This window comes from Sinorhizobium sp. P24N7, assembly GCF_042436655.1.
Taxonomy (GTDB): Bacteria; Pseudomonadota; Alphaproteobacteria; order Rhizobiales; family Rhizobiaceae; genus Sinorhizobium; species Sinorhizobium meliloti_A.
Window position 1 is genome coordinate 446,162 of sequence record NZ_JBHMIW010000002.1, and the last position, 25,330, is coordinate 471,491.

The window sequence follows — 25,330 nt, forward strand, 5'->3', positions numbered from 1 at the left end:
GCGAACGAAACCCCGCGTTCAAGTGGCCGCCAACGATTTCTAGAGCCAAACGGCCCCTAAGGCGGCAACTACGGCCATGGTCATCAGGATCAATCCAACGATCCTCAGCATTCTTGTTCGGCGTGTTCGCACGCCAGTCCAATCGTAGCTCATCATGCGCTCCGAGGTTTCTTGGTCCAGGGCGCCGACCATGAGCAATTTTGGTTAACAAATGGGAAACAGACCTGTGCCTCCGGCGCGGCGGTCCCGCAGGCTATCTGTCGTAGGCTTTCAACTAGGCTCGCAGTATCTACTGAAAAGCGAAAAGCCCGGAGTTTCGTCCCCGGGCTTTAGAATTGGTCGATACCCTCAGCAGCCGCTACGCCGCTACTGGAAAATCAAAGTCGACTTTGACGTCGAGCGGCACGTCGAGGGCTTTATAAGCAGCTTCGATCTGGTCCATCTGAGATTTGCGACCAAAACGGGAAAAGGCGATCCACCTGTTCGCAATGCCAACCGAGACGACGCGCCAATTCGGCGGGCGAAAGGTCCTTGGCTTTTGCAGATCACGTGGGGACAGGTACTTCCGCATATCGGCCGACACCCTTGGTTTCCGACAAGGGCGGTGGGATTTCTTCTCCGTCCGCAATGCGCGCAGCGATAGCCTCTTCGATCGCTTTGAGCCCCTCCAGGCAAGCGTTCGGTTGTGTATCGCCAAAAGTGGTGACTTCAGGAAACGCCGGAGCGGTTACCATCCACGAGATGGTGCCATGCCCAGTCTCGTCCATCGAGAGTGTGAATTCGTAAAAACGGGACATGTTACTTAATTCCCAGGACTTTCAGAACATTCGCCACGAGACCTTTTCCCATCTCCCTGCCAATCCATGAGCGGAGAAATCTGTCTTACGGTCCCGCGACGAGCAGCCTGATGGTGGCCCGCCCTCAGGGCCAGTTAGCCGGAGCGCAGAATGTAGCGCCGATTGCTTGGAACTGTTGTCCGAGCATTTGCCGAGTAAAGCGCGGTGAACTTCTTTATGTCCGCCGCATCGACCTCAACCGGATCCATCGCGATCATCCAATCGACAATCTCACTGCAGGGCGGCGTCGTCAGGGACCCTTCGTAGGACCAGTATTCGAGCGAAGTGGGCAGCAAGCCGGATGGATCGACGCCGGCAACCTGGTTTTCTTGTCCCGCTTGCCTGGGGAATGCCGCAGCCAACGCGGTGAACGCCGGATTGGCGGCGCCAGGAACAAGGAACACGCCGAGTACACCGAGCGCATCCGATTCGGCATGCCGGTGGACGAAGTGCACCTCCATGGCGAAATTTCTGCCATCGACCAAGTGTTCGCTTGGCGCGTGAAAATGATACTGCAGCAATTCGTAGGCCCTGTCGCCACGGCGTAGTAGGCCACCAGGCGCCGCGTTTACCTGGATCGTGTGGCCGTTGTTGACGATCGAACCGCCCCTCTTCCAGTCGATTGCCAGATCCGGAAGTTCGGCCTCGATGCTGCCTGTGATGTTGAGCGGCGATTGTTGGGAGCCTAGCGAGCAGGCGCTGTTCTCCTTGCTCAAGGAACCCCAGCGAGCCGGCCCGGCGTCGCCTTCATAGCCCCAGTGGGCGCCCTCGGCGGCAAAGGTCGGCTTCACGCAAAGCGGGCATGCTGCAAGCAGCGCCATGCCTTTGAGAAAATTACGTCTTTCCATTGTCATCCTGTCTCATTCTGACGGCAGTTATTTGGAGGTGGAGCGTCGTCAAAGCGGTCACGGACTGGGAGAAGAGTACCCCGATTACACCGTGCGTCGCTACTACCATGGTACCGAGAGGTTGCAAAGTCATGCACGGCAGATTGGAGGCATCTTCCGCCGGCGGCGGGGATTGGGAAGGTTTTCTTATGTTCTCGACGGGCTATAGGCCTGCGAAAGCAGCCGCCATGCCCAGGCGACCCAGCGTTCACCCACTCGTCTTGCAAGGCCCGCCGGACGCCTGGCAACTTTCTCTCCGCCGTCGCAATTTTTCCTACACCCAATTCGATCGTCGGTCGGCCCTTAGTGAGGGAAGTACACACCGATAATCTCCATCGGGCTGATCTGCATCGCCTGACAGATCCGGACCGGCACTGCCGCGGAGACGCGGTTTTTGCCTTTCTCGTACTCCTGGATCTGCCGGAACACACGTCGGTCGCCAGCAACTACCGAGTCATGCCCAGCACCTCGCGTGCAATTTGGGCGCCGATGTCCTGATTTATGGTATTGTCGTCTACATAGGCGGCGTCGGCGGGCATCAATTACTTAGTCAGCAAGAGGGCTCATGATTGGCACGCTCAGCGCGCGCCTGGCAAGGCATCTGGAACTTGCCGCGCCAGATGCCGGCGCCTCGTGACCGCGCGACCTCTTGGGCGCGGGCGTACGCGCCTTTGCTGTATCTCTCCCAATCCACAGCATTGCCGCTCTCGACAAGCCAGCGATTGACCTCGCGGCCGTCATTGCGGAAGCACACGCCGACGAACCTCTGATATCGATCACGCTCGACGAGTTCACAGCGGGTAGGGCGGGAGGTGGCGAGGAAGCCATTGAGTGCGAATGCGGCCTCCTTGCCGCAGCGATAGATGCCGCCGTCTCCGTCCTCGCATCCCTGCCAGCCCTCCGGCGCGTCGACGCCGCTCAGGCGAATGCGCTCGCCTCTGATTTCGATCGTATCTCCGTCAATGACAGTGGCGCGGCCCGTAATTGGACCGGCAGAACGGGCGGGCAGGGCGATGCCGAACGCGACCATTTTCATTGGGCGGGTTCCGTGGGATCTAGGATATCTGCAGTGTCGTTCTTCGGTGATCCGACCTTTCTGTCAATCGGCCACATGGTCATCAGTTCGGCCGGAAATGGCTTCATCAGGTCGTAAGGTTCCGCCTCCGGCGACAGCCAGCGTTCGTAATCCTCCGGGTGCAGGATGACTGGCATCCGGTCGTGGATCGCCGCCATCATGTCGTTCGGCGGACAGGTGATCACGCAGAAAGTGCGGATATCCTCGTCGGTGTCGGGATTGCGCCAGGTCTCCCAGATGCCGGCCAGCGCGAACGGCTCGCCCGACTTCATGGCGATGGCATAGGGTTGCTTGTTCTTGCCGGTGCCGAAAATGTCCTTCCATTCGAAGAAGCCGTCGATCGGGATCAGGCAGCGGCGGCTGGCGTAGGCCTTCTTGAACATACCGTTGTTCGCGATGCCCTCGCACCGCGCGTTTACGGGCGGAGGCCGGCCGGGCTTCTGCTCCTTGATCCAGTCCGGAATCAATCCCCATCGCGCGCTCGCGAAGGTGGGGCCGAAAACGTCTGGCTCTCGGACCATGTCGCGGACGATGATCGGATAGTGGAGCGACGGCGCGCCGTTGTAACGCGGGAACTGGTTCGCCAGCCCTTCGACGCGTTCGGTTGCGGCGAAAGAGAAATTGCGCAGCAGGTCTCCAAGCGTGCTCTTGATGTAGATGCGTCCGCACATCTGCTTTCCTCCATCGCGGCAAAGCTATCGGGGCCGCTGCCGGCGTCAACATCCTTTCCACTCGGGCCTATGCTCGAAGCAGAACCATCGTGGCTCGTCCTTGCCGGCAGCGTATCCGAAGCCGCCCCATTTCGCGCAGCCGGGATACTCGCAATAATGAACGTAGAGCGCCGTATCCTGGCGTGGCTTGGTCGTAGCGCTGGCCTCATCGCTCATGTTCATTACTCCCCGGCTGAAAAGCTATGCCTGCCTCAACCTTCAGCCGCCTTCCGGCCGTTCCCGAACTGGTCTTCGAAGGCGCGGTCCCAAGCAGTGCTCGACGGCGCCACGCCGCATTTCAGTTGCTCAAAGCGATATCGCTGCAACAATGCAGACGAGATCATCTGTGCCATACGGACGCGCGCGCGATCTGCCTTCAACCGGTTCCGATCGCATGCCTCCCGTCGTAGCTCGATCGGGGTCGCATACAGCCTCTGTGTAATGAAAGGGGCAATCGCAGTGTAGCGCAGCACCTGGTCGCCATCGAAAACGGCAAAGGAGCAGAAGGATTCTGCGATTTTAGCGGCGACGTCTTGCACGCCGCGGACTTCGACAATACGGCGATATTGGTCGAGGCCGGCGATGGCGTGCCTTCGATCGGGCGGCAGAACGGTCAGGTCAACAGCAATCAGGTTTCGGACTTCATCTTCGAACGTTCGCATGGCGCACCTTCTCTGCTTCCAGGCAGCGGTTGTTGGTCCCCTTCAGGTTTCGGATTGGCGCGCCGCAGCGCCGATGAATGTTCCTATTATGTTCTCATGCTGAGGGGAGTCAATGGCGCATGGCTGCCGCAGGACCACATTGGCGGCGACTAACCCATTTGTGCAGCTTTTGCTAATTTGTGCTCTGAATTACCATCTTCGCGCGAAGTTGCCGGAGTGGGGGCATGAGTTATCGCCAAAGGGGTCGGAAGTCACAGCAGCCCTCGGTGTTCCGAACGGCGCCGGGGCTGGTAGTCGCGGCCGTCGCGGTAGGTGCGGCAGGCGGCATGACCGCACCTGACTTCATTGCCAAGTGGGACAGTCTGGGCAGCATCGGAATATCCTGCGACATCAAGGGCAATATCAGCATCGATTCAGGCGAGCGGATATTTCATGTGCCTGGACAGGAGTATTACTCCGAGACCCGAATAAGACCGGAATACGGGGAGCGCTGGTTCTGCTCTGAGGAAGAGGCGTGGGCCGCAGGGTGGCGGAAGGCATACAGATGACCGTCCCTGGCGATTTTCTCAATCAGGAAATGGGTCTCGCCCTGTTGGTTGGAAGTATTGTCGGACTGCTGGCTTGCTTTGCGCTGTCGAGCCTCATTGTCCGCGGTCGGCTGTCCAACAAGAAATCAGCAGCCGAGCGGCAATTCAGGAACGTTTACGCCATCATGGATGAGGGCCGTCGCCAGTCTCTGATCCGATACTACATGGAGAAGTACGAATGTGGCCGCGAGGACGCCATGCGCCGGGCGGTCGAGGAACGCCAGCGCGACGCTAACAGGTGGTAGCGGCCTCAACCAGTTTCTCGGCAATGATCTCCTGATTGTCACCCGCCCAGCCGCGCCCATAGATTTCCTTCAGGATCTCAATCCAGTAGGGCGGCATGGAGAAGTCCAGCATCTCGTCCGTCACGCAATGAGCTACTGCCAACATGCAGGTCGCCCGGAGCTCTTCGTCCGTCATTCCCTTGATCTCTGCGATATAGTCCATACCAGATCTCCCTTCCACGGCGAGGGTAGGCGGGGAGAAAAAGTATGGCTACTCGCAAAAGTGCGAGTATCGGCCGCCGGGCCATCATCCCAATAGCCGATGCGACGGTTTTTTCGATCGGTGCGTTAATGGCCGCATGAAGCGAAACCTGAGTTCCGCGACAATCAAGACGCCTCTGCTGGAGATCGACGGCGAGCTGCGGGGCATGCTGCTGTCAGATCGTGGGCGCGCCACGGCTGCGGTGGCCATTCACCTGTGCCTGCGCATAGGACACGATTATGTTTTCTGGGGAGGTTCGGACAAGGCGACCTTGGACGAGGTGACCCGCGAGATCGTATACGCCATTTGGCGCGTCCCGCTGAGCACAATCACCCAATTCGCCAAGGCCGAAGACAAGGCGGGGGCAACGGACGCCATCGCGCAGGAAGTTCTCGCGGGGCTGCCGGCCGCATTCGAGGCCCAGTACGCCCGTGAGCCTTACGGCGGCTAATGCGGCTGTGGGCGCTGGCAGGCGTTTTCTCGCTCTGGTGTCTTGTTCACGCTGCTTTCAAACGGTCGCTCAGCTCCGCTGCGTCCCTCACGCCCGCTTGGTAGAGCGTGAAGAGCCTCTTTGCGAGCGCTTCGGCTTCCGGACTGTTGCACTTGATCTCGTTCGCTTCCAACGCGGCATTGAAAATGCACTGAAGCAATTCGATTTCCCTGGGCCGGAAAAAATCGGAGTGAAATTCGCGGGAAGGATACATTGCGCGACCTCCTTGGTTGGGGCGAAGCGCGAGTATCTCTCAGCCGGGGGCGCCCCATTTGCACCATCCTGCGCCCCGATGAGACGCCTGGCTACTAAAAAAGCGAAGTTGGTCGGCCTTTCGCGCTGGCTGTATGGCATGGATTATTTCGCGGAATTGTGCGTTAATGGCTGCGTCGCAGCGCCTGTGACCTCTTCCGCTCGACCTCGTCGACGTCGCCAAAATAGTTCTCCGGCTTCCTACCTCGTCGCTAGCCACGGCGCGCGATACTACTGGGTCAGGTTGGCGGTAAGGAAGGTCTGATCCGCAACTCTGGTCCGCCTGTGCGGTATACCCAGATTTGGTGGAGGGCGCGGGGATGGTCCCATAGCAGACCAGCAGGAGCGATCGCCGGCGTGACGATTCACCTTCGACACACGCTAAACAAAACCCAGCGCATGTCTTGAATTTGCCGCCCAATTTTCATACCCCTCTTCGAGAGCGTATGTGAATGCCACGTGCAAGCTTTCGTAAAGAAAGTTGTCGTGTACTATTGAACAACCACAGGGGGCGGGACGTTGCATCAGCATGGCTGAAGCGATGATCAATCAGCGGGTGTTAGCTTGGGCAGTCGATCGCTCCGACGTGCCGCTTGAAACCGTGGCCAAAAAGGTCGCGGTGAAGCCAGAACGTATCGAGAATTGGATTCTGGGCGACGATCGGCCGACCTTCCGTCAGGCGCAATCTCTTTCAGCCGCGCTCCATATCCCATTCGGCTATCTGTTCCTGAAAGAGCCGCCAGAGGAAAAACTGCCAATACCGGATCTGCGGACGGTCGGCAGCGATCCTGCTCGTCGTCTCGACACCAATTTCCGTACTCTGCTCAACGACGTACTGTTCAAGCGCGATTGGTTCAAAGACTTCGTTGCTGAGTACGATGGTAAGAAGTTGGGATTCGTCGGAAAATTCGGGTTGGATGACGATCCTAAAGAGATTGCATCGGACATCCGCAAGACCCTGTACGGTGAGCATGGAGAGCCAATCACCCCGAACTGGGAAAAACACCTCCGTATGCTCATAACGAAGGCTGAAGAAGCCGGCATCTGGGTTATGCGCAACGGAGTGGTTGGCAGCAACACACACAGACCACTTTCCGTGAGCCAGTTTCGAGGGTTCGCGATCAGTGATTCGGTCGTTCCTTTGATCTTCATCAACGGCAGGGATGCGCCGGCCGCGCAGATATTCACGTTGGCCCACGAACTGGCCCACATCTGGCTGGGAGAGAGCGGCATCTCTAACGTAATGCTGGGTGAAACTGACTTAGGCACTCACAAGCGGGTCGAGAAGAAATGCAACCAAATAGCCGCGGAATTCCTCGTTCCGACCGCGCGGTTTAGGGCCCGCTGGGATGAGGAAGATGCTCTCGATGTGAATGCCGACCGCCTGGCGAAATTCTTCAAGGTGAGCCGAATCGTAATTGTGCGCCGAGCGTTTGATCTCGGGCTCGTGAGCGAGAGCGACTACCGGCATTTTTATGCCCGCGAGAGCGCGAGGTGGGACCCCGAAACCTCCGATAATGAGAGCCGAGGGAACTTCTACAACACCCTTCCGATACGCAACGGAAGTCATTTTACCAACGCGGTCGTGCGGCAAGCGATGAGTGGGCGATTGCTCTTGAAGCATGCGGCGTCCCTCCTCAACACTCAACCTGCTTCCGTTGTCAGCTTCTATCGGAAGGCATTGGGCGGCCGATGAAGTTTCTGCTCGATACCAACGTCTTTATTGAAGCAAAAAATCGATATTACGCGTTCGATATCTGCCCTGGCTTTTGGGAGTGGATGGACGATGTTTGTGGCTCGGACATGGGATCAACCGTCAATGTTTGCGATGAACTCACCGGGGCAAAAGATGAATTGGCCCAATGGGCCAATGACAGAAAAGACGCCGGCTGGTTCCTGGACGTCGACGATGCAGATACGCAGCAGCGCTACGCAGACATCGCCAATCACGTGGTGACGGCGAATCATTTTACCGAATCCGCCATCGAAAAGTTTCTGAACGACGCCGACTCTTGGCTGATCGCGAAGGCCAGTGCCATCGGCGCAACGGTAGTCACGCACGAGTTGCCGAATCCGCAGTCGAAAAAACGTGTGATGATTCCCGACGTCTGTGACGCGTTCTCCGTGAATTATCTGAACACGTTCGAGGCGCTGCGCGAGTTCTCGGCGAAGTTCGGCTGGGTGAAGTAACAAAAAAGGCCGCGGCAAACCCGACCTTCCTGCATCCGTTGCCAGTACATCCGTGGTCAATGGCAAGATGGGTATCGGTTTAGCCGTCGATCGCCGCTGATGGAACCAGTATACGCCCGATCTTGATGTCGAAATTAAGCCTTGAAGGGCTTAATCCTCGACGCATTTTCTACCATTACGACCGCAGCGGCAAACATGTGGGCGGCCCTTTTTTGGCCAAGCGCCGTGAAGTTCTGTTCGTGTTGACGAAGGTGCTGGATCAACATCTTTGCATCTGCTCCGGCTAACAGAGCAGCATTCATGGTGACGTTTACCATCATGAACATCGCCATCTCTGTTTCTGACAGCTGGCTTTCAAGAACTTGAAAATCTACCATTTTCCCTCGTGCCTGATTTTTAGAAGCTCTTCGGACGCGGCCTGTGTGACGGACTTTCACCCAGGCTCAAATATCAAAGAGATCAAATTCAGCGAGTTTGGTAGATTGATTGTGTGGAGTTGTACTGTGGTTGAAGGAAGAGTCCAGCGATAATGATTTGGCCGGTCCAACATCTCAGGACCGCCAAAGTCACGAACCAGCGCGTTGAATAGAGTTTTGATCTGAGTGTCTTGCGGTGCCCCCAAGGGCAATTCGTGACGCATCACTACCCTTGAAAGGCGGTCTTGCTTGCGGCTCATCTGAAAGAAGACGTCAAATTTGAGGGATTCGTGTTCCGCGTCCTTCAACAGATAATCGGCATAATAATCGCCAAAGTCTTCGCGGTCGATTTTGTGAAGCTTCGAAGCAGAAAGAGCTTCAATCATCTCCGATTCTGACATTCCCCACCTGGTGTGCCACCATCCTGGCATGTCCACGACTTGGCCCGTCATTCCCAAGCTCCCTAGGCTTCTGCCTCAGTCATTTGCGTCATGCTCAATCAGTTCCAGAGCTTGTTTGTGGGATCGCAATCGACTTCCCGGACGATATGCCGTTGTTCTCGTCCAACGATGACCATGACCAGGCCGCCAAGAAAAGAAATACCGCACGCGATCAAGCCGAGTCCGGGCCCCCACAGATTGCGGCGAAACTCGTAATCGGCCAACTCATTGAGAAGCCACCAGTAACAGGCGGCTTCGAGGACCGGACTGAAGATGAACAACAGGGCTCCTAGCCGGCCTGTTGAATCGAGGCTCTGTGAGCTCGAAATCTCGAAGAATGACTTTGACTTCTGCTCTGCTGTGTATTGATCCATGCCTTGCCCCCTACGCATTACAACCAAAGATCGGAGTGTCTCATAGCGCAGGTTGCAGTCAAGGATTAAAGCCCGAATGGATACCAAATCTGCGGCTCTGTAGCAGCTTAGACCAGATGGTCGCCTGCCGGATGAAAGAGCAGTCTGTCGTGTATTTCCTTGATCTCTTTGGCGACGCCGTAGACTTCGTCTTCCATCATGTGCCGCAAGGTTGCGCGTGTCTTCCTCGAACGAGTAACAAGGCGTCAGACCGAGCGCGAGGGCGAGGAGAGATTGCGATATTGGATCCCTTTTCAGACGCTCTACCTGGCAGGGTACTGCGAAAAAGACGCAAGGCATGAGGTCGGATTTGTGAGATACCTGGCGACCTCAGCCGTTCAGCGCTCTTGTATAGATGCGGACGCTTGTCGGATCAGCAGGCGACCCGCCATGCTGATCTTTATTTCGACCGCTTGATCGTGCGATCCGGGCACACGTCATTTACCTCCGCCGCTCTGTGAAAATCTCCGCCGTGCCGTCGACCGCCTTTATCGATCGGCAAAGGCTCCATGCCACGTCCCTCGTCATTCGGAGCCGAGCCACTACTTCAGCCTTTGGAACTCCATCGCCGTCTTGTGTGATCGCGGCGAAAGACAGTCGGACAACTCCATCCTTCTCGGCGATTTCGGTCACCAGGTCTGCATGTAGCGGTGCCACTCCGTCGTCGAAGACGATGTAGACCTGATCACCATCAATGATCTTTCCCACCGATCGCGTCATGACCGATCGCCTCTGCCTGACGAGCATTCGCATAAATTGTTGAGCTCTTGCCTTCTCCCAACTGTCATGCTGTGCCTGTTTCCTTTATTCGGATAGCTCCCCTGTAATACCTGATTTTCCCAACGAGCTTTACCCAAGAGAAACCCCTGAGCGATTGGTAATAGGATTCATCATTCGGAAGACCGCGCATTCCTTTTCCCTTGGCTATCTTACGTCAGGACCAATGTGGAGGCAGTCATATGGGCTATGTAAGCCGTCAGATAGTCGGGGACAGCCTGGGGGGCTGCCCCCTGTCCATATCCGCTCCCTGCAACTGGTATCTTGCAGCAATGACAACATGATTCTTTTGGGGTTGATATAGCCACTCCGGAAATGGCGGAATTTTCCCGAGAAATTTTCAACGTGTCATGCACTACCTCACGGCATCGGGGCCAGCCGCTTGCTGCTCCTCGCTCGTTACCGCCCACGAAACGCCTAGTCGGCCGCTGCGCAGCTTCGCAGATCGCTTCCGCAACGACGGCATCGTTCTTCTGCCGCTTCACGAAATGCTTGACATAGCCGGTGCAATGAGCCGGACCTCGTGACCGAGCTTCGCGTACTCGCGCGCCCCGAGAAACTGCTGCCGCAGGCCTCCATGGCAACCGTGCAAATCGGCTGCGCGGCGAGAATTTTGAGCACCTGGTCGCGGCTCAGCTTCTTGCGAAAGGTCATTGCCCCCGATGCATCCGCGCCATGCGCCTCAAAAACGTTCTCCGCCACCACGGACGCCTCCATTCAGGTGATGATCAACGACACCACTTTGGCACAGCGGTGCCGTCAGGAGCGTCCACCCGATCAACCTCCTGAAAGCTCACACCTAAACCGCCGACAGTCACTTCGGGGCGATCGAGCAGGACGCGACGCTGTCGGGTTTGTCCAGTTCGCCACAGGGTGGCGTTCGGCCAGCGTGCTAATGCACCTCACCCAAGACCTTGCAACAAAACTCGAAAAGGAGGCTCTGGTCTGTTGGCACGACTGATGATTCCTGTCTTCGGCGAGAAAACGTCGATGCTTTCTACATGGTACGGAGGCTGAAACTGCAAATCGCCTGTTTGTCATAGCGGCTGACATTCCGAGGCCCCTCAAGGGAGTCGATATCATGTTTCTCGACATCCGGAGGGTCGCGCGCGAGCGGGGTACGAGTAGCCGGCAACGCAACAGACATAGTCGCGAGCGTGGCGTCATTGACCGAGGCGGCGATGGTTCGAGCACCAGGATATTTCAGGGGCGTCCCTGAAGTGGTCGATCCATCCAGCGTCAAACCAAAGGAGCGTGTGATTCCGACGATTGTTATTCGTAATGCTGCCATCGTGGATGGGAGTGCGGACCGTGCGGCGGATCCGATTGATGTTCTACTGGCGGACGGATTAGTTGCCGAAGCCGGAGAGCGGGTGAAGGCACCGGCGGGCGCCCATATTTTCGACGCGAAGAGGCGCATCGTCTTACCAGGGCTGATCGATTGCCATGTGCATGTCGTCGCCGCAATAGGAAACCTCGCTGCCAACGCCGAACTGCCCAACACGCTCACAGCGCTCTATGCCGCGAATACCTTGCGCGGGATGCTGAGCCGCGGTTTTACGACGGTCCGCGACCTGGGTGGCGCTGATCAAGCGCTGGTGGACGCTGTCGAACGCGGGCTTATCGAGGGCCCGCGCCTCGTCATTTGCGGAAAAGCGCTGTCTCCGACGGGCGGCCACACCGATTATCGGGACCGGCATGATCGGCGCCCTGTAGATTACTATCCCGACCAGCTGGGAGCGCTTGGTCGCATTTGCGACGGCGAAGCGGACGTGCGACGGGCCGCCAGAGAGGAGCTGAAAGCCGGGGCGCGCTTCATCAAGGTCATGGCCAGCGGCGGTGTGTCCTCGCCCACCGACCCTATAGATGCGCTCGCTTTCAGCTTTCCCGAACTGCAGGCGGCGGTCCAGGAAGCGGCGCACCAACACACTTATGTGGCCGCTCATCTCTACAGCGACGAAGCGATTTCCCGGGCGCTAGAAGCCGGGGTGCGCTCGATCGAGCACGGCAACCTGATTACCCCGGCGACCGCCAAGCGGGTACGCAAGGCGGGCGCAGTTGTGGTTCCCACCAACATCACGTACGCGGTGCTGGCGCGCGAGGGCGCCGAACATGGGATACCGGCGGCTTCGCTCGAAAAGATCGATTTCGTCCTGTCTGCGGGCCTCACGGCATTGGAGACGTTGCGGGAGGCTGGGGTAACAATGGGCTACGGCTCGGACCTGCTCGGAGGGATGCACGAGCACCAGGCGCAAGAATTTGAGCTGCGCGGCCGGGTTCTGCCGGCACACGAAGTGATCCGCGCCGCCACCCTGGATGCCGCCCGGGTCCTTCAGCTGGAGGGCAGGGTCGGCATCATCGCACCAGGCGCTTTCGCGGACGTGGTCGTGGTCGACGGCGATCCACTGAAGGATCTGTCGGTCCTCTCCGACACCACGCGCATCCGCACAATCATCAAAGGGGGCCGCGTTGTGCAAGACAGCTAACCGCCGCCACGCTGGCCCGAAGAACCAAAGTCGCTGCTGTGAGAGATCACTCGGGGTTAGTGGATAGTACTGGGGAACTGTCAGGCACTAGGTTGCAACTGCTTCTGCCGCGCGGGATGAATATCCAGAGCAAGTAACTAGGCAGCCAGGGGTATGTGCGTCGTGCAATCCGTTTCGGCACTGGCTACAAAAGCAATGCAGACTTCAACCCTTGAATGACAGTCCGGTTTGTCGGGTACGTGACACGCCGATGTTCGCCCAGCGTCCGGCTATCAAGCGCTGACTAAGTGCAGAACAATAATCTCTGACCACTTTCCTGCCTGGCACAAATTTTGAACGTCATGCATCAGCGGCGGCAGAAAGCTGCCGCCCTGCATCGTGGTGAAAACGCGATCGGAGAACGAACATGTCAGGTCTGCGTCAGATCGCATTCTATTGGAAGAGAGGCATCCGAACATTCACCGCCTCGGTAAAGACGCCCTATACTCTTGCCGATCTCGATCAGAAGATTATGATCGCGGGCTGCGACCTAAAGGCCCACACGCCCCGGCTTAGGTCGCTTATCCTGATCGGTGTGGCGATCACATTCGCAGTCTCCGCGCGCGCTTTTCCGACCGTGTCTGATCCGCTGCCCGATGATCTGATCTATCTAACCTTTCCGAACCGCACCTTTTCCGAAGTGAAGGAATTCGACGAACGTGCGAAGCCGCGCGTCATGGAGCGTCAGAGGCGCCTGCTTGAGAAGCGATATGACCTTTCTGACCGTCCCATGCAAGGGGTGATGATGTCGGGCCGTCGGAAGGCGGTTCAAGCCGGCGTTCGTGTCAAACTTCCGAAGGGCGTAAGCTGGGGCGCTTTGGCCGAGAAGAGCCCTGACGAGATCAGAGAGCAGGGATTACTGCCGGCCGGCTTTATGCCGCTGCCGCATGTAAAGCACGCAACTGGCGGTCAAGTCTTTCCTGAGGTGCAGATTGAAGAAATAGGCCGCCAGGAAGGCCGGGATCTTAGGCGTTTCGATGTCGACTTCGACCTCCCCGATCACCTGACGCCGGAGTTCCCGCCGCCAATCTTTCTAACCTCGCATCCGGAACTCGGTGACGTTTCACGCGGCGAGCTTCTGACGATCCGGAACTTCAATGAGATTATGAGCGGCATCATCACGCCGGTGCAGATGGAAGGGCTTCGACTTCTGCTAACCCCGTTTCCGCAAGAAGAGTTCAACGAAACCGCGGACCGCAAAGCTGCCGAGGAGAGCCTGGGCGTCGCCTGCCTGGACTGCCATTCGAACTTCCATACCAATGCCGCCTTCCACCTGACCCCCGACGTCCGGCCACAGACGCAGCGGTTTCGTCTCGACACGACCAGCCTGCGCGGGCTGTTCAATCAGCAGATTCATGGTTCGAAACGGTCGCTGCGGTCGGTCGAAGACTTTACTGAGTTCGAGCAGCGCACCGCCTACTTCAACGGCGACCATGTGAGCGCCGCTAGAAAGGGCGTGAACCTACTCGATCGTGCGAGCCAAGTCTCAATGATGGCCCAGATGCAGAACATGATCGACTTCCCGCCCGCGCCCAAGCTCGACGCGTTCGGAAGCCTCGATCCAAGCGGGGCGAGCGAGCAAGAACTGGAGGGCGAACAGGTGTTCTTGGGCAAGGGTGGATGTGCCATTTGCCACGTCCCGCAGACGGCCTTCATGGACAACAACATGCACGACCTCAAGCTCGAGCGCTTCTATAAAACCGGCCAGAGCGCCAACGATCTCGTGATGTTACCGGATGGTCCGATCAAGACCTTCACACTGCGCGGTATCAAGGACTCGCCGCCCTATTTGCACGATGGGCGGCTGATGACACTCGCCGACACGGTCGAGTTCTTCAATCTGATTCTGGGAACAAAGCTTACGCAGAGAGAAAAGGACGCGCTGGTTGCCTATCTGCTTGCCCTGTGACGCGGACACAAACATGCTTGCTGCGGAGAAGCCAGCGCGTTCTCATGGTGGCCGTTTTATGATCGATATTACCTCGCCTAAGCATCCCGGCATAACGAGGCTCGGACACCAACCGTGTAAGCCCCCCCAATTTACCGCTCCGGAAGCTTCCGGCGAAATGTTCGCATCAACGAGGGAATTTTCCTGATAGGGATAACCCTCGAACTTCCCGCCAACGACTGCGCGCTTCTTGATCGCTTAGGCGGAGGCGTCGCCGGCGTGGTGCATCTGTTTGGCAGAGGGCCAGGAGCTCGCGACGTCGAAATCCGGGTTCTTGCTGTCCATCGGTTCTCCTCATCACGAGTCGCGCCATATTCGACTGTCGGCATGCAACCGACTTGCGCCGAAAATCGAAGTGACCCTCAGCGATACGGTCACTGATTGGATAAACGTGTGGAGAACAGCACGAAACGCGAAGGGTTTATCGCCTCGACTCAATCGGTGGCATATGAAGGCGAGTCAACGCTCGAGGTAATCATTTGGCCTATCGCTTCCTGCACACCGCCGACGTCCACCTTGACTCTCCTCTGAAGACGCTCGCGCTGCGCAATCCGGAACTTTCCGATCTCATCGGTTTGGCAACAAGGCGAGCATTTATCCGCGTCATCGATCTTTGTCTGGAAGAGCAGGTGGACGCGCTTGTTCTCGCCGGTGATCTCTATGATGGCGATCAGACGTCGATGAAAACGGCTCGCTTTATCGCCGAGCAGCTCCGGCGTCTTCATGAGGCGGGCATTCGAACGTTCATCATCCGAGGCAATCACGACGCACTGTCGAAAATCACGACGGAGCTTGTGATGCCGGAGACGGTAAAGGTGTTCGGCTCGAGCGCCGAAGCGGTGGTGGTCGACGGCGGCGCCGCCCACTCTCCCGTTGCAATCCACGGTCTCAGCTTCGCGAAGCCGCACGCCCCGCAAAGCCTGCTTCGCCACTACGCACTTCCTGTCCCGGACGCGGTCAACATCGGCATCATGCATACGAGCCTCGGCGGATCGGAGAAGCATGACCTCTATGCTCCGTGCAGTGTCGCGGACCTGCAGCAGAGCGGCTTCCGCTACTGGGCGTTGGGTCATATTCACAAGCGGTCGGTGGTCGAAGGCGCCGCCTCGGTCATCGTCATGCCTGGCATGCCTCAGGGGAGGGACGTCAATGAAGACGGGCCTAAGTCGGCGTCGCTGGTCACGATCAAGGACGACCGGTCGATCGTGGTCGAGGAGCGACCGACGGCGGTCGCGCAATTCGAGCGCCTTGCCGTGGACGTGTCGGAGGCAACAGACTGGACGAGCATGATCGGCAAAGTCTCGTCCGGCCTCCACGAGTTACGTGCTTCCATCACGGCCGAACACCTGGTGGCACGCATCCAGATAACCGGATCCAGCGACCTGGCTTGGCGGTTGCGTCGTGATCTCGACCTCGTCCGCACCGAGCTGGAGACCCGCGGGACGCTGATTGGAAACGTCTGGATCGACAAAGTGCAAACCGTCTGCCTGCCTCCTGGCAGCGTCAACAGTCGGTCGGGAGCGGCAGGCGAACTGGCCACTATCATGGAAGATGAAGTAACTCGGTCGGAAGGCTATCGCCAGGAGCTCAGAGCAATCGCCGAGGAACTGCGTGCGCAGCTTCCGGCCGAGCTTCGCGAGATGTTCGGCCCCGACGAGGCATCGTTCGAGAAGAGTCTCGCTGATATTGCCAGGGACGGGTCCGCCGAAGTCATGGCACGTCTTCGCCAGGAGAAGGTCGACTGATGCGCATCAACCGTCTTGACCTGACGCGTTACGGTAAGTTCACGGACGGCGTGATCGATTTCGGATCTCCCCCCGTTGGCTCGCCCGATCTTCATATCATCTACGGGCCGAACGAAGCGGGAAAGTCGACGACATCCGACTCCATCCTGGACCTGATCTTCGGCATCGGCACCACGAGCAGGTACGGCTTCCTGCATCCCTACGCGTCAATGCGGATAGGCGCGAACATCCGTGTCGCCGGGCAGGATCGAGAATTCGTCCGAATCAAGCGTCCGCAGAACAGCCTGCTGGATGCGGAGGAGCGGATTCTGTCCGACGCTGTGATAAGGGCCGATCTTGGTGGCATCGACCGGACCGCCTTCACGACGATGTTCTGTCTTGACGACGAGACGCTCGAGAAAGGCGGACAAAGCATTCTTGCAAGCAAAGGCGATCTCGGCGAGCTGCTTTTCTCCGCAAGCGCAGGGCTGTCGGACCTTAGTCGCCAGCTCCTCGCGATCCGCGGGGAGACCGACGCGTTCTACAGGTACCGTGCGCGCAGCGGCGGCCTGGGCGAGCTGAAGGCGACGCTGCAGGATCTCAAGCAGCAGCGCGAGGCAATCGATCTGCAGGCGAGCGACTTCCAGCGCCTTATAGCCGAGAGGGATCGGTTGAGCCGGCTGTACGACAGCGCCATCGCGGAAAGGGCGCAAACGCAGAAACGGATCGACGAAATCAGGCGCATCCTGCAGACAATCCCGCCCATGGGGCGGCTGTCGGGGCTGCGGCTGAAGCTTGCCGACCTTGAGGTGGTTCCGGAGCCGCCGGAATCCTGGCGGCAGGAATTGCCCCAGCTAAAGAGCAAGGAGATCGAATATCGCGTCAAGCTGGACGACCTTTCCCGTTCGTCGGCTTTGCTGGAAGAGGAGACGGCGGCCCTCGAAGCGGATCCCGTCGCTCTCAAGCTTGCCGCCGGCATGGACGAATTCTCTGAACTCAAGGCCAGATATCTCACGGCCCAGAAGGACATCCCAAAGCTTTCGACGCGCGCGGCCGAGCTTTCGATCGAAAGCATCCTCAGTCTTCTAGGACGGCCGGGCGAGGCGTCGCCGAGCCGGCTCGTTCTCGACGCCGCGACGGTCGGAGCACTGAGAGCGCTGATCGGCTCGAAGTCCGGCGTAGACGCTCGGACGGCAGGCGCCGCGGACGAACTCGCGAAGGCGGAGCACGCCTTGGCGGAGGAAGGCGTCGGGTTCCGGGAGGTCGATGCGCTCCAGTCGGCGAAAATGACCAAGGCGTTCGAACTGCTTGCAGCGACTTTGAAGGCACAGCCCCGGTCGGAAGAGGAGCTCGTGTTTCGGTCGCTTTCACGGCGGCGCGACGCCGCGTCCGGCGCGCTATCGGAAGCGATGACCCGTCTTCTTCCATGGCACGGCACCGTTGCCGAACTCGGTGTGATGGCGTGCCCTTCGGCCGCGACGCTCGAAAGCTGGAAGAAGGTGTTCCAGAGCAACGAAGAGGTCTTGAGGTCCGCGCGTGCGGAACTCGAGCGGCTCGAGCCCGAGGCACGACGGTTGGACGCCGAGATAGAGGCGCTGCGTAGTCAGGCCGGCGAGATCGATGAGGCTACCGCAACGGCAAGTCGCACATCCCGTGACAGGGCGTGGACGGAACATCGTCAGGCGATGGACGCCGCTTCGGCGGACCTGTTCGAGGCGGCCATGAGGGCCGACGATCGTGTGCTCTCTCAACGCCTGCTACATTATGCGGAGCTAGGCAAGCTCAACCAGCTTCTGCTGCGCCGCGCAACAGTCGGATCGGACGTCCGGACCGCTCTCGAGTCCTATCGGCGGGCGGAAGCGGAACTCGACAAGATTAGATTAGAGATCGCGCAGAGGATCTCTCCCGACCTTCAGCTCGCGCCGGATCCGCAGGAACTGGAAGAATGGCTTCGAAACAGAGATGCGGCTCTCAAGACCCGCGATGATCTTACAGCCGTCGAGCAGGATATGGCTGATGTCCGGGATCGCGTAGCTCAAGCGAAGCGCTCGTTGACGGAGGCGTTGAACGGTGTCGCGGTGCGCTCCCATCCGGATGCCGATCTAGCAGCGCTGGCATCCGTGGCGGACAAAGCATTGGCAGCGTTCAACCACGCTAGGGCCCGAGCGATGCAGATGGAACGTCTCAGGAAGGACGTCCTCGAGCGCCGCGAGGCGTTCGACGTAGCGGAGCGCGCAGCGGCAGAATGGGCGCTGCACTGGAAGACCACCTGCGAGGGATGCTGGCTTGGCGAGCTGGATCAACTTCCCGGCGTTGGACCGGTCACGGAGATCCTGTCGACGCTCGGGAAGCTTGCATCAGCCATAGAGGCGAAGGACGGACTGATCGACCGCATCCAGAAGATGGAGAAGGACAAGGCGCAGTTCGAGGCGAGGGTGCTCGAACTCTGCAGCAGGCTCGCCATCCCTGCGGACGGATCACCGAGCGAGCTCGCCCAAACGGTAGTTGAGAAGGTCCGAGACGCGGTGCTTGACCAGCAGCGCCTCGAAAAGCTGGAACGCGATCTCGACACGATCCGGAAGGAGCGGCACGATCTGAAGCTGGAGCAGGAGCTCTTGGAAGCGCGGGCGCGCAAGATGACGGAGTTCTTCGGAGTGGAGACCCTGGACGAGGTCGAGGCCCGTACCGACCTCGCAGGCAGGCGTCGGGACCTGTCGCTATCGATCTTCGAGTTGGAGCAGGAGCTCGTCGAAAGCAGCGGCGCGAGCGACATCGCAGGCGTCGAGGAACTGGTCGGCGCCGCGGACAAGACCGAACTCGAAGAGGAGCTCGCCCGGCTCACGCCAGTCCTGGAAGACCAGGACCTCAGGTGCAGCGAGGTGTTCAGAGACCGTTCCAGGGCGCAGGACGCCCTGGATGCAATCGGTGGCGACTCGAAGGTGGCGGAGATCGAGGAGCAGCGGCGAACGACGCTTCTGGAAATAGAGGACGGGGCCCGTCGATACATGGAGCTACGCGCGGGCGTCGCGGCCGCCGAGCACGGTCTTCGGCTCTACAGGGACCGTCATCGTAGCGGCATGATGGCTCGGGCGTCGTCAGCCTTCAGGACGATAAGCCGCGGAGCCTATCAAGGCGTCGCCGCCCAGCCTGGCAAGGATGGAGACATCCTGATCGCGGTGACGGCTTCAGGTGGTTCGAAAGCTGCAGACGAACTGTCCAAGGGCGCTCGCTTCCAATTGTATCTGGCCCTCCGTGTGGCTGGATATCACGAGTTCGTCGAAAACCGGGTGTCGGTGCCGTTCATCGCCGACGACATCATGGAAACGTTCGACGACTTCCGGGCGGAGGAAGCCTTCAGGCTATTTGCGGAGATGGCACGGCATGGACAGGTCATCTATCTGACGCATCACCGGCACCTCACAGACATTGGGCGGCACGTCTGCCCCGGCGTCCGGCTCCACGATCTTGATGACGTCGGAGCGACGAGGCTCGAGGTCGTCGCGGCCGAATAGATGACGCTGAGCTTCATACTGGACGTTGCAGTTTTCGCGATCGCGTGAGAAACCTACTAATGGCAAACGACACCATTTCGACGCTCGCGCTCCTGATCGAAGGCGACACGCCTCGCCGGGGATCATTGCCGGCCTGCTCGCTGAAATCGCCAACTACGGCACGGCGAGCGTCAAGCGTGTCGATGGCGATTGGATCAGACCCAATCTCAATGGCTGGAAGGAATGCCTGCTGGAGCATTCGCTCCAGCCGGTTCAGCAGTTTTCCTATACCTCGGCCAAGAAAGCTACCAGCGGTGCGATGATCATCGATGCCATGGACCTGCTCTATGAGGCCGCTTCTCCCGTTTTTGCGTTGTCTCGAACCACAGTGATTTCGCGAGGCTCGTGGCAAGAGTCCGCGAACAAGGCGTAACGGTATACGGTTTCGGCGGACGGGAAGACGCCTCGCCCCTCCATTGCGGCTTGCTACAAGTTCGTCTACTTCGACGTGTTGAAAGCGCCGGGCGAAGAAGTGCCGGCAACGCCTGCCGCGCAGGAGATTGCGCCGCTTCCGCGAGTCATATGGCCGCCGACATTGACGAGCGGCGCGCCGTGCCTTGCCGCGAACAGCAGCCCAGCTTACAAAGCGCAAAGCATAGCTCGAAACCGATATTCACCAAGCTATCGCAACGATTGCACGTAGTTCTCAGTCAAGCAGGGCGCCGATCGGAGAAGTACGCTCGCTTGCGATGTTTGGCCATGAGACCTTCAGCCCACGCTCGCAAACCACCATGAACGCTCATTCCGATTCTCGATGCACCGTGAACGTTGCCAGCGGCTCGCGAAGAGTTTCGGCCGTCTTCTTATTCATAGGACTAATAGGTTCGATGCAAAATATGGATTTTTGGCTAGGGCCTTACAATGCTAGAGGGCTTTTGGGGCGGGGTACATTAAGAGGAGACTTCTCGATGAGCGATTCACCTCGAACCCGATGCCGCCTGTAGATGTTGAAAAGGTCCTAGAGTGGGACGGCTCCCCTACTACATCGATGGCAGCAATCATACCGTCGGTGAGACCGGTGGTGCAGACACCTTCGTTTACAAATCGGACAGCGGCGTCGATACGACGGCAGACTTCGGCTCCGCCCACTTTGTCGACGCCACTCCGACGTTTCCCGAGCCCGTTTTAGGCCACGGCTGGTGGCAGCTTTGAGCGAAGTAAGCGGTCTGAGGAACCGGCAGGGCTAATGCTGCCGGTTCTTCAGAACAGCGGACGTAGCCTCATTGAACGGCTTATCCAAGGCCGAAGCGACCTTGCATTGAAATAATATGGCCGATGTTTTTTGCCTTCGGATAGCTCACTGCCGCAGCTGTGCTCGGCTCTCTTTCAAGCCCTCGGCTGCGACGACTAATAGTTTATGACCTTGTCGCACCGGGTGTCCAATGTTTTGGCTCAGTCTCGGTATCCATTCCGGATTGCTGCCAGTCCACCGAAACTAAGGTCAATTGCATACAGGAGGGACTGAGATGTCCGAACAATCTTCCCTGCGCGCCTTCGACGTAAAGGAGGCCACCGGCGATCTCGGCAACCATCACGTCGATGCCGAGGGGCTGAAACGTGCTTTGCGCGCCCTTGGCGGCGGCGTGAGCATCATAACGGCAGGGGAGGGCGAGACCCGGAGTGGAGCGACGGTCACGTCGGCGACCGCCCTTTCGATCGATCCGCCGCGCATGATCGTCACCCTTAACCGTTCCGCCTCAACTTTGCCTGTCGTCGAGCGATACGGCCATTTCTGCGTCAACGTGGCGGGACCCGACCACGAAACACTTGCCAACCAGTTCGCCGGCCGCGGCGGGCTGAAGGGGGCGGAACGGTATCTCGGCGCAGAATGGACCCGCCTCATGAGCGGAGCGCCGGTGCTCGAGGATGCGGCGGCGGCCATCGACTGCGAAGTCGAGGAGGTCATCGAAAGGCACAGCCACGCGATCGTTCTGGGCCGCGTCGTCGGTATTCGCTACGGCAATCGTGGTTCATTGGTCTACCGCGGTGGGCAGTACTATGCCCTTGGCGGGTAGCTACGAAAAATCAGAATGGGGCGATATCGTTCGCCGTCCTAAACGGAGGAACGTGAACCCCTGAGCCAACCAGGAGGCCTCCCCTATGGGCCAATATGGTCAGGTGGCCCGCCATCATTCCAGCACAGGACAACTGATAAAGACGGTGTCGCCGGTCTGGCGTCTAACGACCGTACTATCCGACACTGCTCTGTCGCCTTTGTTTGGTCCGCGACACCGGCCTATTTCGCCGAGCTCTTGTCTGGCCTCAGGCTAATCCGCTGAAAAGCAATCACGATTTTTCTCTTCTGCTGGGTCGGCCAAATTGGCACGAGTTTTGAAACTCCTTCGTTGCGAGGCGGGAGCCGCCGACCGACTTCATTTCGTGGATGACACCGCGATCGATGGAACGGAGAAAGAAAAGCAAAATGTCAAATCCGCATTAGATAGCATTCTACGGGAAAGGGGCTTCGGCGAAACCGCCCCCTACCAAACAGGCTCGCCGCCCTTGTCGACGCTTGCACAGGAAATCTTGATGTTCGGCTGCGACTCAAAGGCCCACTACACTCGCCTTATCCTGAACTCGAAGGCGCGGGATAACGTTCTGCATCTCGCCGCGCGGTATGCCTAGACTGTTACACGTTGGCCGATCTTAATAACCGAGTCGGGCTACGCCGCGGAGGACGTCGTCTACATGCCGTCTTACGTCATTCGCTGCCCGCAGCGCCTGCCGGTCACCTTCCGCGCTTCCATCGCTTAGAGAGTGAAGTGCCACCATGTCCGAACAACCTTTGCCGACGCTGCCGATGTGGCGCGTCGATCACATCGAGCCCTCGCCCGAGATGTTGGCGCTTCGCGCTAACGGTCCGATCCACCGCGTGCGCTTCCCGTCCGGGCACGAAGGCTGGTGGGTGACAGGCTACGACGAGGCCAAGGCGGTGCTGTCCGACGCGGCGTTCCGGCCCGCGGGAATGCCGCCGGCGGCATTCACCCCGGATTCGGTGATTCTCGGTTCGCCGGGGTGGCTGGTCTCGCACGAGGGGGGCGAGCATGCCCGGTTACGCACGATCGTGGCGCCGGCCTTCAGCAACCGCAGGGTGAAGCTGCTCGCGCAGCAGGTCGAGGCGATCGCCGCGCAGTCGTTCGAGACGCTGGCGGCCCAGCCCCAGCCCGCCGACCTGCGGCGCCACCTCTCCTTTCCGCTTCCGGCCATGGTCATCAGCGCGGTGATGGGCGTGCTCTACGAGGATCACGCCTTTTTCTCCGGGCTGTCCGACGAGGTGATGACGCACCAGCATGAAAGCGGCCCGCGCAGCGCGTCGCGCCTGGCCTGGGAGGAACTGCGCGTCTACATTCGCGGCAAGATGCGGGATAAGCGCCAGGATCCGGGCGACAACCTGCTGACGGATCTGCTCGCGGCGGTCGATCAGGGCAAGTCGACCGAGGAAGAGGCGATCGGCCTGGCGGCGGGCATGCTGGTGGCGGGGCACGAGAGCACCGTCGCGCAGATCGAATTCGGCCTGCTGGCCATGTTCCGCCATCCGCAACAGCGCGAACGCCTGGTCGGCGATCCATCGCTGTTGGACAAGGCGGTGGAGGAAATCCTGCGCATGTACCCGCCGGGCGCGGGCTGGGACGGCATCATGCGCTATCCGAGGACCGACGTGACCATCGCGGGCGTGCATATTCCCGCGGAGAGCAAGGTGCTGGTCGGCTTGCCGGCGACGTCGTTCGATCCGCGCCATTTCGACGAGCCGGAAATCTTCGACATCGGACGCGACGAAAATCCGCACCTGGCGTTCTCCCACGGGCCGCACGACTGCATCGGCGGAGCGCTGGCCAGGCTTGAACTCAAGGCGGTGTTCGGTTCGATCTTCCAGCGCTTCCCCGGGCTGCGCCTCGCCGTGGCGCCCGAAGAACTGAAGTTGCGCAAGGAGATCATCACTGGCGGCTTCGAGGAGATGCCGGTGCTCTGGTGATGCGCGGACGCCGCCGGGGATCGCGATCTCCTCCGCAATTTGCCGGCACGCCTGGCGCGCGCGGGTCAGATCAGCCAGCCAACAGGTAAGCAAGATGGACGTGCAAGAAACCACGGCAGCATGCCGGGACGCCTTCGCCGAACTGGCGTCGCCAGCGTGCATCCACGACCCGTATCCGTTCATGCGGTGGTTGCGCGAGCACGACCCGGTGCATCGCGCGGCGTCGGGCCTTTTTCTGTTGAGCCGCCACGCCGACATCTACTGGGCGCTCCAGGCCACGGGCGATGCGTTTCGGGGACCGGCGCCGGGCGAACTGGCGCGCTATTTCCCGCGTGCGGCGACCAGCCTGTCGCTCAATCTGCTGGCGTCCACGCTAGCGATGAAGGAACCACCGACGCATACGCGTCTGCGCCGGCTGATCTCGCGCGATTTCACCATGCGCGAGATCGACAACCTGCGGCCGAGCATCGCGCGCATCGTCGCAGCGCGCCTGGACGGCATGGCGCCCGCGCTCGAGCGCGGGGAGGCGGTGGACCTGCATCGGGAATTCGCGCTGGCCTTGCCAATGCTGGTCTTCGCCGAACTGTTCGGTATGCCCCAGGAGGACATGTTCGGGCTCGCCGCCATCATCGGCGCAATTCTGGAAGGCCTGAGCCCGCACGCCAGCGATGCCCAGCTCGCCGCGGCGGACGCAGCCAGCGCCAGGGTGCAGGCCTACTTCGGCGACCTCATACAGCGCAAGCGCACCGATCCCCGTCACGACATCGTGTCGATGCTGGTCGGCACTCACGACGACGATGCCGACACGCTGTCGGATGCGGAGTTGATCAGCATGCTGTGGGGTATGCTGCTGGGCGGCTTCGCCACCACTGCTGCGACCATCGACCATGCGGTCCTGGCGATGGTGGCGTATCCCGAACAGCGGCACTGGCTGCAGGGAGACGCCGTGGGGGTCGAGGCATTCGTCGAAGAAGTCCTGCGCTGCGACGCGCCCGCCATGTTCAGCTCCATTCCGCGTATCGCCCAGCGCGACATCGAACTGGGCGGCGCGGTGATCCCGAAGAACGCGGACGTGCGCGTATTGATCGCGGCCGGCAATCGCGACCCGGACGCCTTCGCCGATCCCGACCGCTTCGATCCCGCGCGGTTCTACGGCACCAGTCCTGGCATGTCGACCGACGGGAAGGTCATGCTGAGCTTCGGCCACGGCATCCACTTCTGCCTCGGTGCGCAACTGGCCCGGGTGCAGTTGGCCGAGAGCCTGCCGCGGATCCAGGCGCGCTTCCCCACCCTGGCATTGGCCGAGCAGCCGACCCGAGAGCCCTCCGCGTTCCTTAGGACGTTCCGCGCGCTGCCGGTGCGGCTGCATGCGCAGGCGGGGGGCTGAG

General features: G+C 59.6%; 24 protein-coding genes and 2 pseudogenes. 13 read left to right on the forward strand and 13 right to left on the reverse strand.

Annotated elements, in window-relative coordinates; translation table 11 throughout:
- Nucleotides 1–545 precede the first annotated feature (545 nt).
- The 6 genes from ACFHWW_RS04800 to ACFHWW_RS04825 all read right to left on the reverse strand — a co-directional run bounded on the left by ACFHWW_RS04800 (nucleotide 546) and on the right by ACFHWW_RS04825 (nucleotide 4,170).
- Nucleotides 546–797 (reverse strand): type II toxin-antitoxin system HicB family antitoxin, encoded by a 252-nt coding sequence (locus tag ACFHWW_RS04800; RefSeq protein ID WP_379937443.1) that lies wholly within the window; start codon nucleotides 795–797, stop codon nucleotides 546–548.
- 134 nt (nucleotides 798–931) lie between these two features.
- On the reverse strand, nucleotides 932–1,684 hold the full coding sequence (locus tag ACFHWW_RS04805; RefSeq protein ID WP_379937445.1) for a carbonic anhydrase: 753 nt from the start codon (nucleotides 1,682–1,684) through the stop codon (nucleotides 932–934).
- Between the two features lie 589 nt (nucleotides 1,685–2,273).
- Nucleotides 2,274–2,759, reverse strand: a complete 486-nt coding sequence (locus ACFHWW_RS04810) for a thermonuclease family protein (protein ID WP_379937447.1) — start codon at nucleotides 2,757–2,759, stop codon at nucleotides 2,274–2,276.
- Nucleotides 2,756–3,469, reverse strand: coding sequence for an SOS response-associated peptidase (locus tag ACFHWW_RS04815; RefSeq protein ID WP_379937449.1), 714 nt, complete (start codon nucleotides 3,467–3,469; stop codon nucleotides 2,756–2,758). Before ACFHWW_RS04815 ends, ACFHWW_RS04810 begins: the two co-directional genes overlap by 4 nt.
- 45 nt (nucleotides 3,470–3,514) lie before the next feature.
- Nucleotides 3,515–3,685 (reverse strand): hypothetical protein, encoded by a 171-nt coding sequence (locus ACFHWW_RS04820; RefSeq protein WP_283067522.1) that lies wholly within the window; start codon nucleotides 3,683–3,685, stop codon nucleotides 3,515–3,517.
- A 35-nt stretch (nucleotides 3,686–3,720) separates the two neighbouring features.
- Entirely contained in the window at nucleotides 3,721–4,170 is a 450-nt protein-coding gene (locus ACFHWW_RS04825; protein ID WP_379937451.1) for a hypothetical protein, read from the reverse strand.
- Nucleotides 4,171–4,394: 224 nt separating this feature from the next.
- On the opposite strand from ACFHWW_RS04825, the gene ACFHWW_RS04830 reads away from it, so the two are divergent.
- Both ACFHWW_RS04830 and ACFHWW_RS04835 read left to right on the forward strand, forming a co-directional pair.
- Nucleotides 4,395–4,718 carry a succinoglycan biosynthesis protein exoi gene (locus tag ACFHWW_RS04830; RefSeq protein WP_379937453.1) on the forward strand — a complete coding sequence of 108 codons (324 nt, stop codon included), beginning with the start codon at nucleotides 4,395–4,397 and terminating at the stop codon, nucleotides 4,716–4,718.
- Complete coding sequence (locus tag ACFHWW_RS04835; RefSeq protein ID WP_379937528.1) at nucleotides 4,685–5,002, forward strand: hypothetical protein; 318 nt, start codon at nucleotides 4,685–4,687, stop codon at nucleotides 5,000–5,002. Before ACFHWW_RS04830 ends, ACFHWW_RS04835 begins: the two co-directional genes overlap by 34 nt.
- Here the strand turns inward: ACFHWW_RS04835 and ACFHWW_RS04840 are convergent.
- Nucleotides 4,989–5,204, reverse strand: coding sequence for a hypothetical protein (locus ACFHWW_RS04840; protein WP_379937455.1), 216 nt, complete (start codon nucleotides 5,202–5,204; stop codon nucleotides 4,989–4,991). The two genes, ACFHWW_RS04835 and ACFHWW_RS04840, sit on opposite strands and share 14 nt — an antisense overlap.
- A 136-nt stretch (nucleotides 5,205–5,340) precedes the next feature.
- Between ACFHWW_RS04840 and ACFHWW_RS04845 the strand changes: the two genes are divergently transcribed.
- The gene (locus ACFHWW_RS04845; RefSeq protein ID WP_379937456.1) at nucleotides 5,341–5,694 is read left to right on the forward strand and encodes a hypothetical protein; all 354 of its coding nucleotides are present in this window, start codon (nucleotides 5,341–5,343) and stop codon (nucleotides 5,692–5,694) included.
- Between the two features lie 46 nt (nucleotides 5,695–5,740).
- Here ACFHWW_RS04845 and ACFHWW_RS04850 read toward each other — a convergent pair whose 3' ends face one another.
- A complete protein-coding gene (locus ACFHWW_RS04850; RefSeq protein ID WP_379937457.1) occupies nucleotides 5,741–5,893 on the reverse strand; it encodes a hypothetical protein in 153 nt (50 codons plus the stop codon).
- Nucleotides 5,894–6,514: 621 nt separating this feature from the next.
- On the opposite strand from ACFHWW_RS04850, the gene ACFHWW_RS04855 reads away from it, so the two are divergent.
- Together ACFHWW_RS04855 and ACFHWW_RS04860 are read left to right on the forward strand one after the other, a co-directional pair.
- Nucleotides 6,515–7,681, forward strand: coding sequence for an ImmA/IrrE family metallo-endopeptidase (locus tag ACFHWW_RS04855; RefSeq protein ID WP_379937459.1), 1,167 nt, complete (start codon nucleotides 6,515–6,517; stop codon nucleotides 7,679–7,681).
- Complete coding sequence (locus ACFHWW_RS04860) at nucleotides 7,678–8,175, forward strand: DUF4411 family protein (RefSeq protein ID WP_379937461.1); 498 nt, start codon at nucleotides 7,678–7,680, stop codon at nucleotides 8,173–8,175. Before ACFHWW_RS04855 ends, ACFHWW_RS04860 begins: the two co-directional genes overlap by 4 nt.
- 134 nt (nucleotides 8,176–8,309) lie before the next feature.
- Here ACFHWW_RS04860 and ACFHWW_RS04865 read toward each other — a convergent pair whose 3' ends face one another.
- The 5 genes and pseudogenes from ACFHWW_RS04865 to ACFHWW_RS04885 all read right to left on the reverse strand — a co-directional run.
- Nucleotides 8,310–8,552 (reverse strand): hypothetical protein, encoded by a 243-nt coding sequence (locus tag ACFHWW_RS04865; RefSeq protein WP_379937462.1) that lies wholly within the window; start codon nucleotides 8,550–8,552, stop codon nucleotides 8,310–8,312.
- Between the two features lie 56 nt (nucleotides 8,553–8,608).
- Entirely contained in the window at nucleotides 8,609–9,043 is a 435-nt protein-coding gene (locus ACFHWW_RS04870) for a hypothetical protein (RefSeq protein ID WP_379937464.1), read from the reverse strand.
- Nucleotides 9,044–9,090: 47 nt separating this feature from the next.
- On the reverse strand, nucleotides 9,091–9,405 hold the full coding sequence (locus ACFHWW_RS04875) for a hypothetical protein (RefSeq protein ID WP_379937465.1): 315 nt from the start codon (nucleotides 9,403–9,405) through the stop codon (nucleotides 9,091–9,093).
- Between the two features lie 480 nt (nucleotides 9,406–9,885).
- Nucleotides 9,886–10,164 carry a hypothetical protein gene (locus tag ACFHWW_RS04880; RefSeq protein WP_379937466.1) on the reverse strand — a complete coding sequence of 93 codons (279 nt, stop codon included), beginning with the start codon at nucleotides 10,162–10,164 and terminating at the stop codon, nucleotides 9,886–9,888.
- Between the two features lie 433 nt (nucleotides 10,165–10,597).
- Nucleotides 10,598–10,938: pseudogene (locus ACFHWW_RS04885) on the reverse strand (IS110 family transposase); the annotation flags it as partial.
- A gap of 542 nt (nucleotides 10,939–11,480) precedes the next feature.
- Between ACFHWW_RS04885 and ACFHWW_RS04890 the strand changes: the two are divergent.
- The 8 genes and pseudogenes from ACFHWW_RS04890 (at nucleotide 11,481) to ACFHWW_RS04925 (ending at nucleotide 25,329) form a co-directional block, all read left to right on the forward strand.
- Complete coding sequence (locus ACFHWW_RS04890) at nucleotides 11,481–12,707, forward strand: amidohydrolase family protein (protein WP_379937516.1); 1,227 nt, start codon at nucleotides 11,481–11,483, stop codon at nucleotides 12,705–12,707.
- Between the two features lie 511 nt (nucleotides 12,708–13,218).
- Nucleotides 13,219–14,655 (forward strand): cytochrome B6, encoded by a 1,437-nt coding sequence (locus ACFHWW_RS04895; RefSeq protein WP_379937517.1) that lies wholly within the window; start codon nucleotides 13,219–13,221, stop codon nucleotides 14,653–14,655.
- A gap of 518 nt (nucleotides 14,656–15,173) precedes the next feature.
- The gene (locus ACFHWW_RS04900) at nucleotides 15,174–16,439 is read left to right on the forward strand and encodes an exonuclease SbcCD subunit D (protein ID WP_379937467.1); all 1,266 of its coding nucleotides are present in this window, start codon (nucleotides 15,174–15,176) and stop codon (nucleotides 16,437–16,439) included.
- Entirely contained in the window at nucleotides 16,439–19,930 is a 3,492-nt protein-coding gene (locus ACFHWW_RS04905) for an AAA family ATPase (protein ID WP_379937468.1), read from the forward strand. The genes ACFHWW_RS04900 and ACFHWW_RS04905 overlap by 1 nt, the downstream gene beginning before the upstream one ends.
- Before the next feature lie 59 nt (nucleotides 19,931–19,989).
- A pseudogene (locus ACFHWW_RS04910) lies at nucleotides 19,990–20,474 on the forward strand (NYN domain-containing protein); the annotation flags it as partial.
- A 961-nt stretch (nucleotides 20,475–21,435) separates the two neighbouring features.
- Nucleotides 21,436–21,984: a flavin reductase family protein gene (locus ACFHWW_RS04915; protein ID WP_379937469.1), complete on the forward strand. Its 549-nt coding sequence runs from the start codon at nucleotides 21,436–21,438 to the stop codon at nucleotides 21,982–21,984.
- Between the two features lie 755 nt (nucleotides 21,985–22,739).
- On the forward strand, nucleotides 22,740–23,942 hold the full coding sequence (locus ACFHWW_RS04920) for a cytochrome P450 (protein ID WP_379937470.1): 1,203 nt from the start codon (nucleotides 22,740–22,742) through the stop codon (nucleotides 23,940–23,942).
- A 94-nt stretch (nucleotides 23,943–24,036) separates the two neighbouring features.
- Entirely contained in the window at nucleotides 24,037–25,329 is a 1,293-nt protein-coding gene (locus ACFHWW_RS04925) for a cytochrome P450 (RefSeq protein ID WP_379937471.1), read from the forward strand.
- Nucleotide 25,330 lies beyond the last annotated feature (1 nt).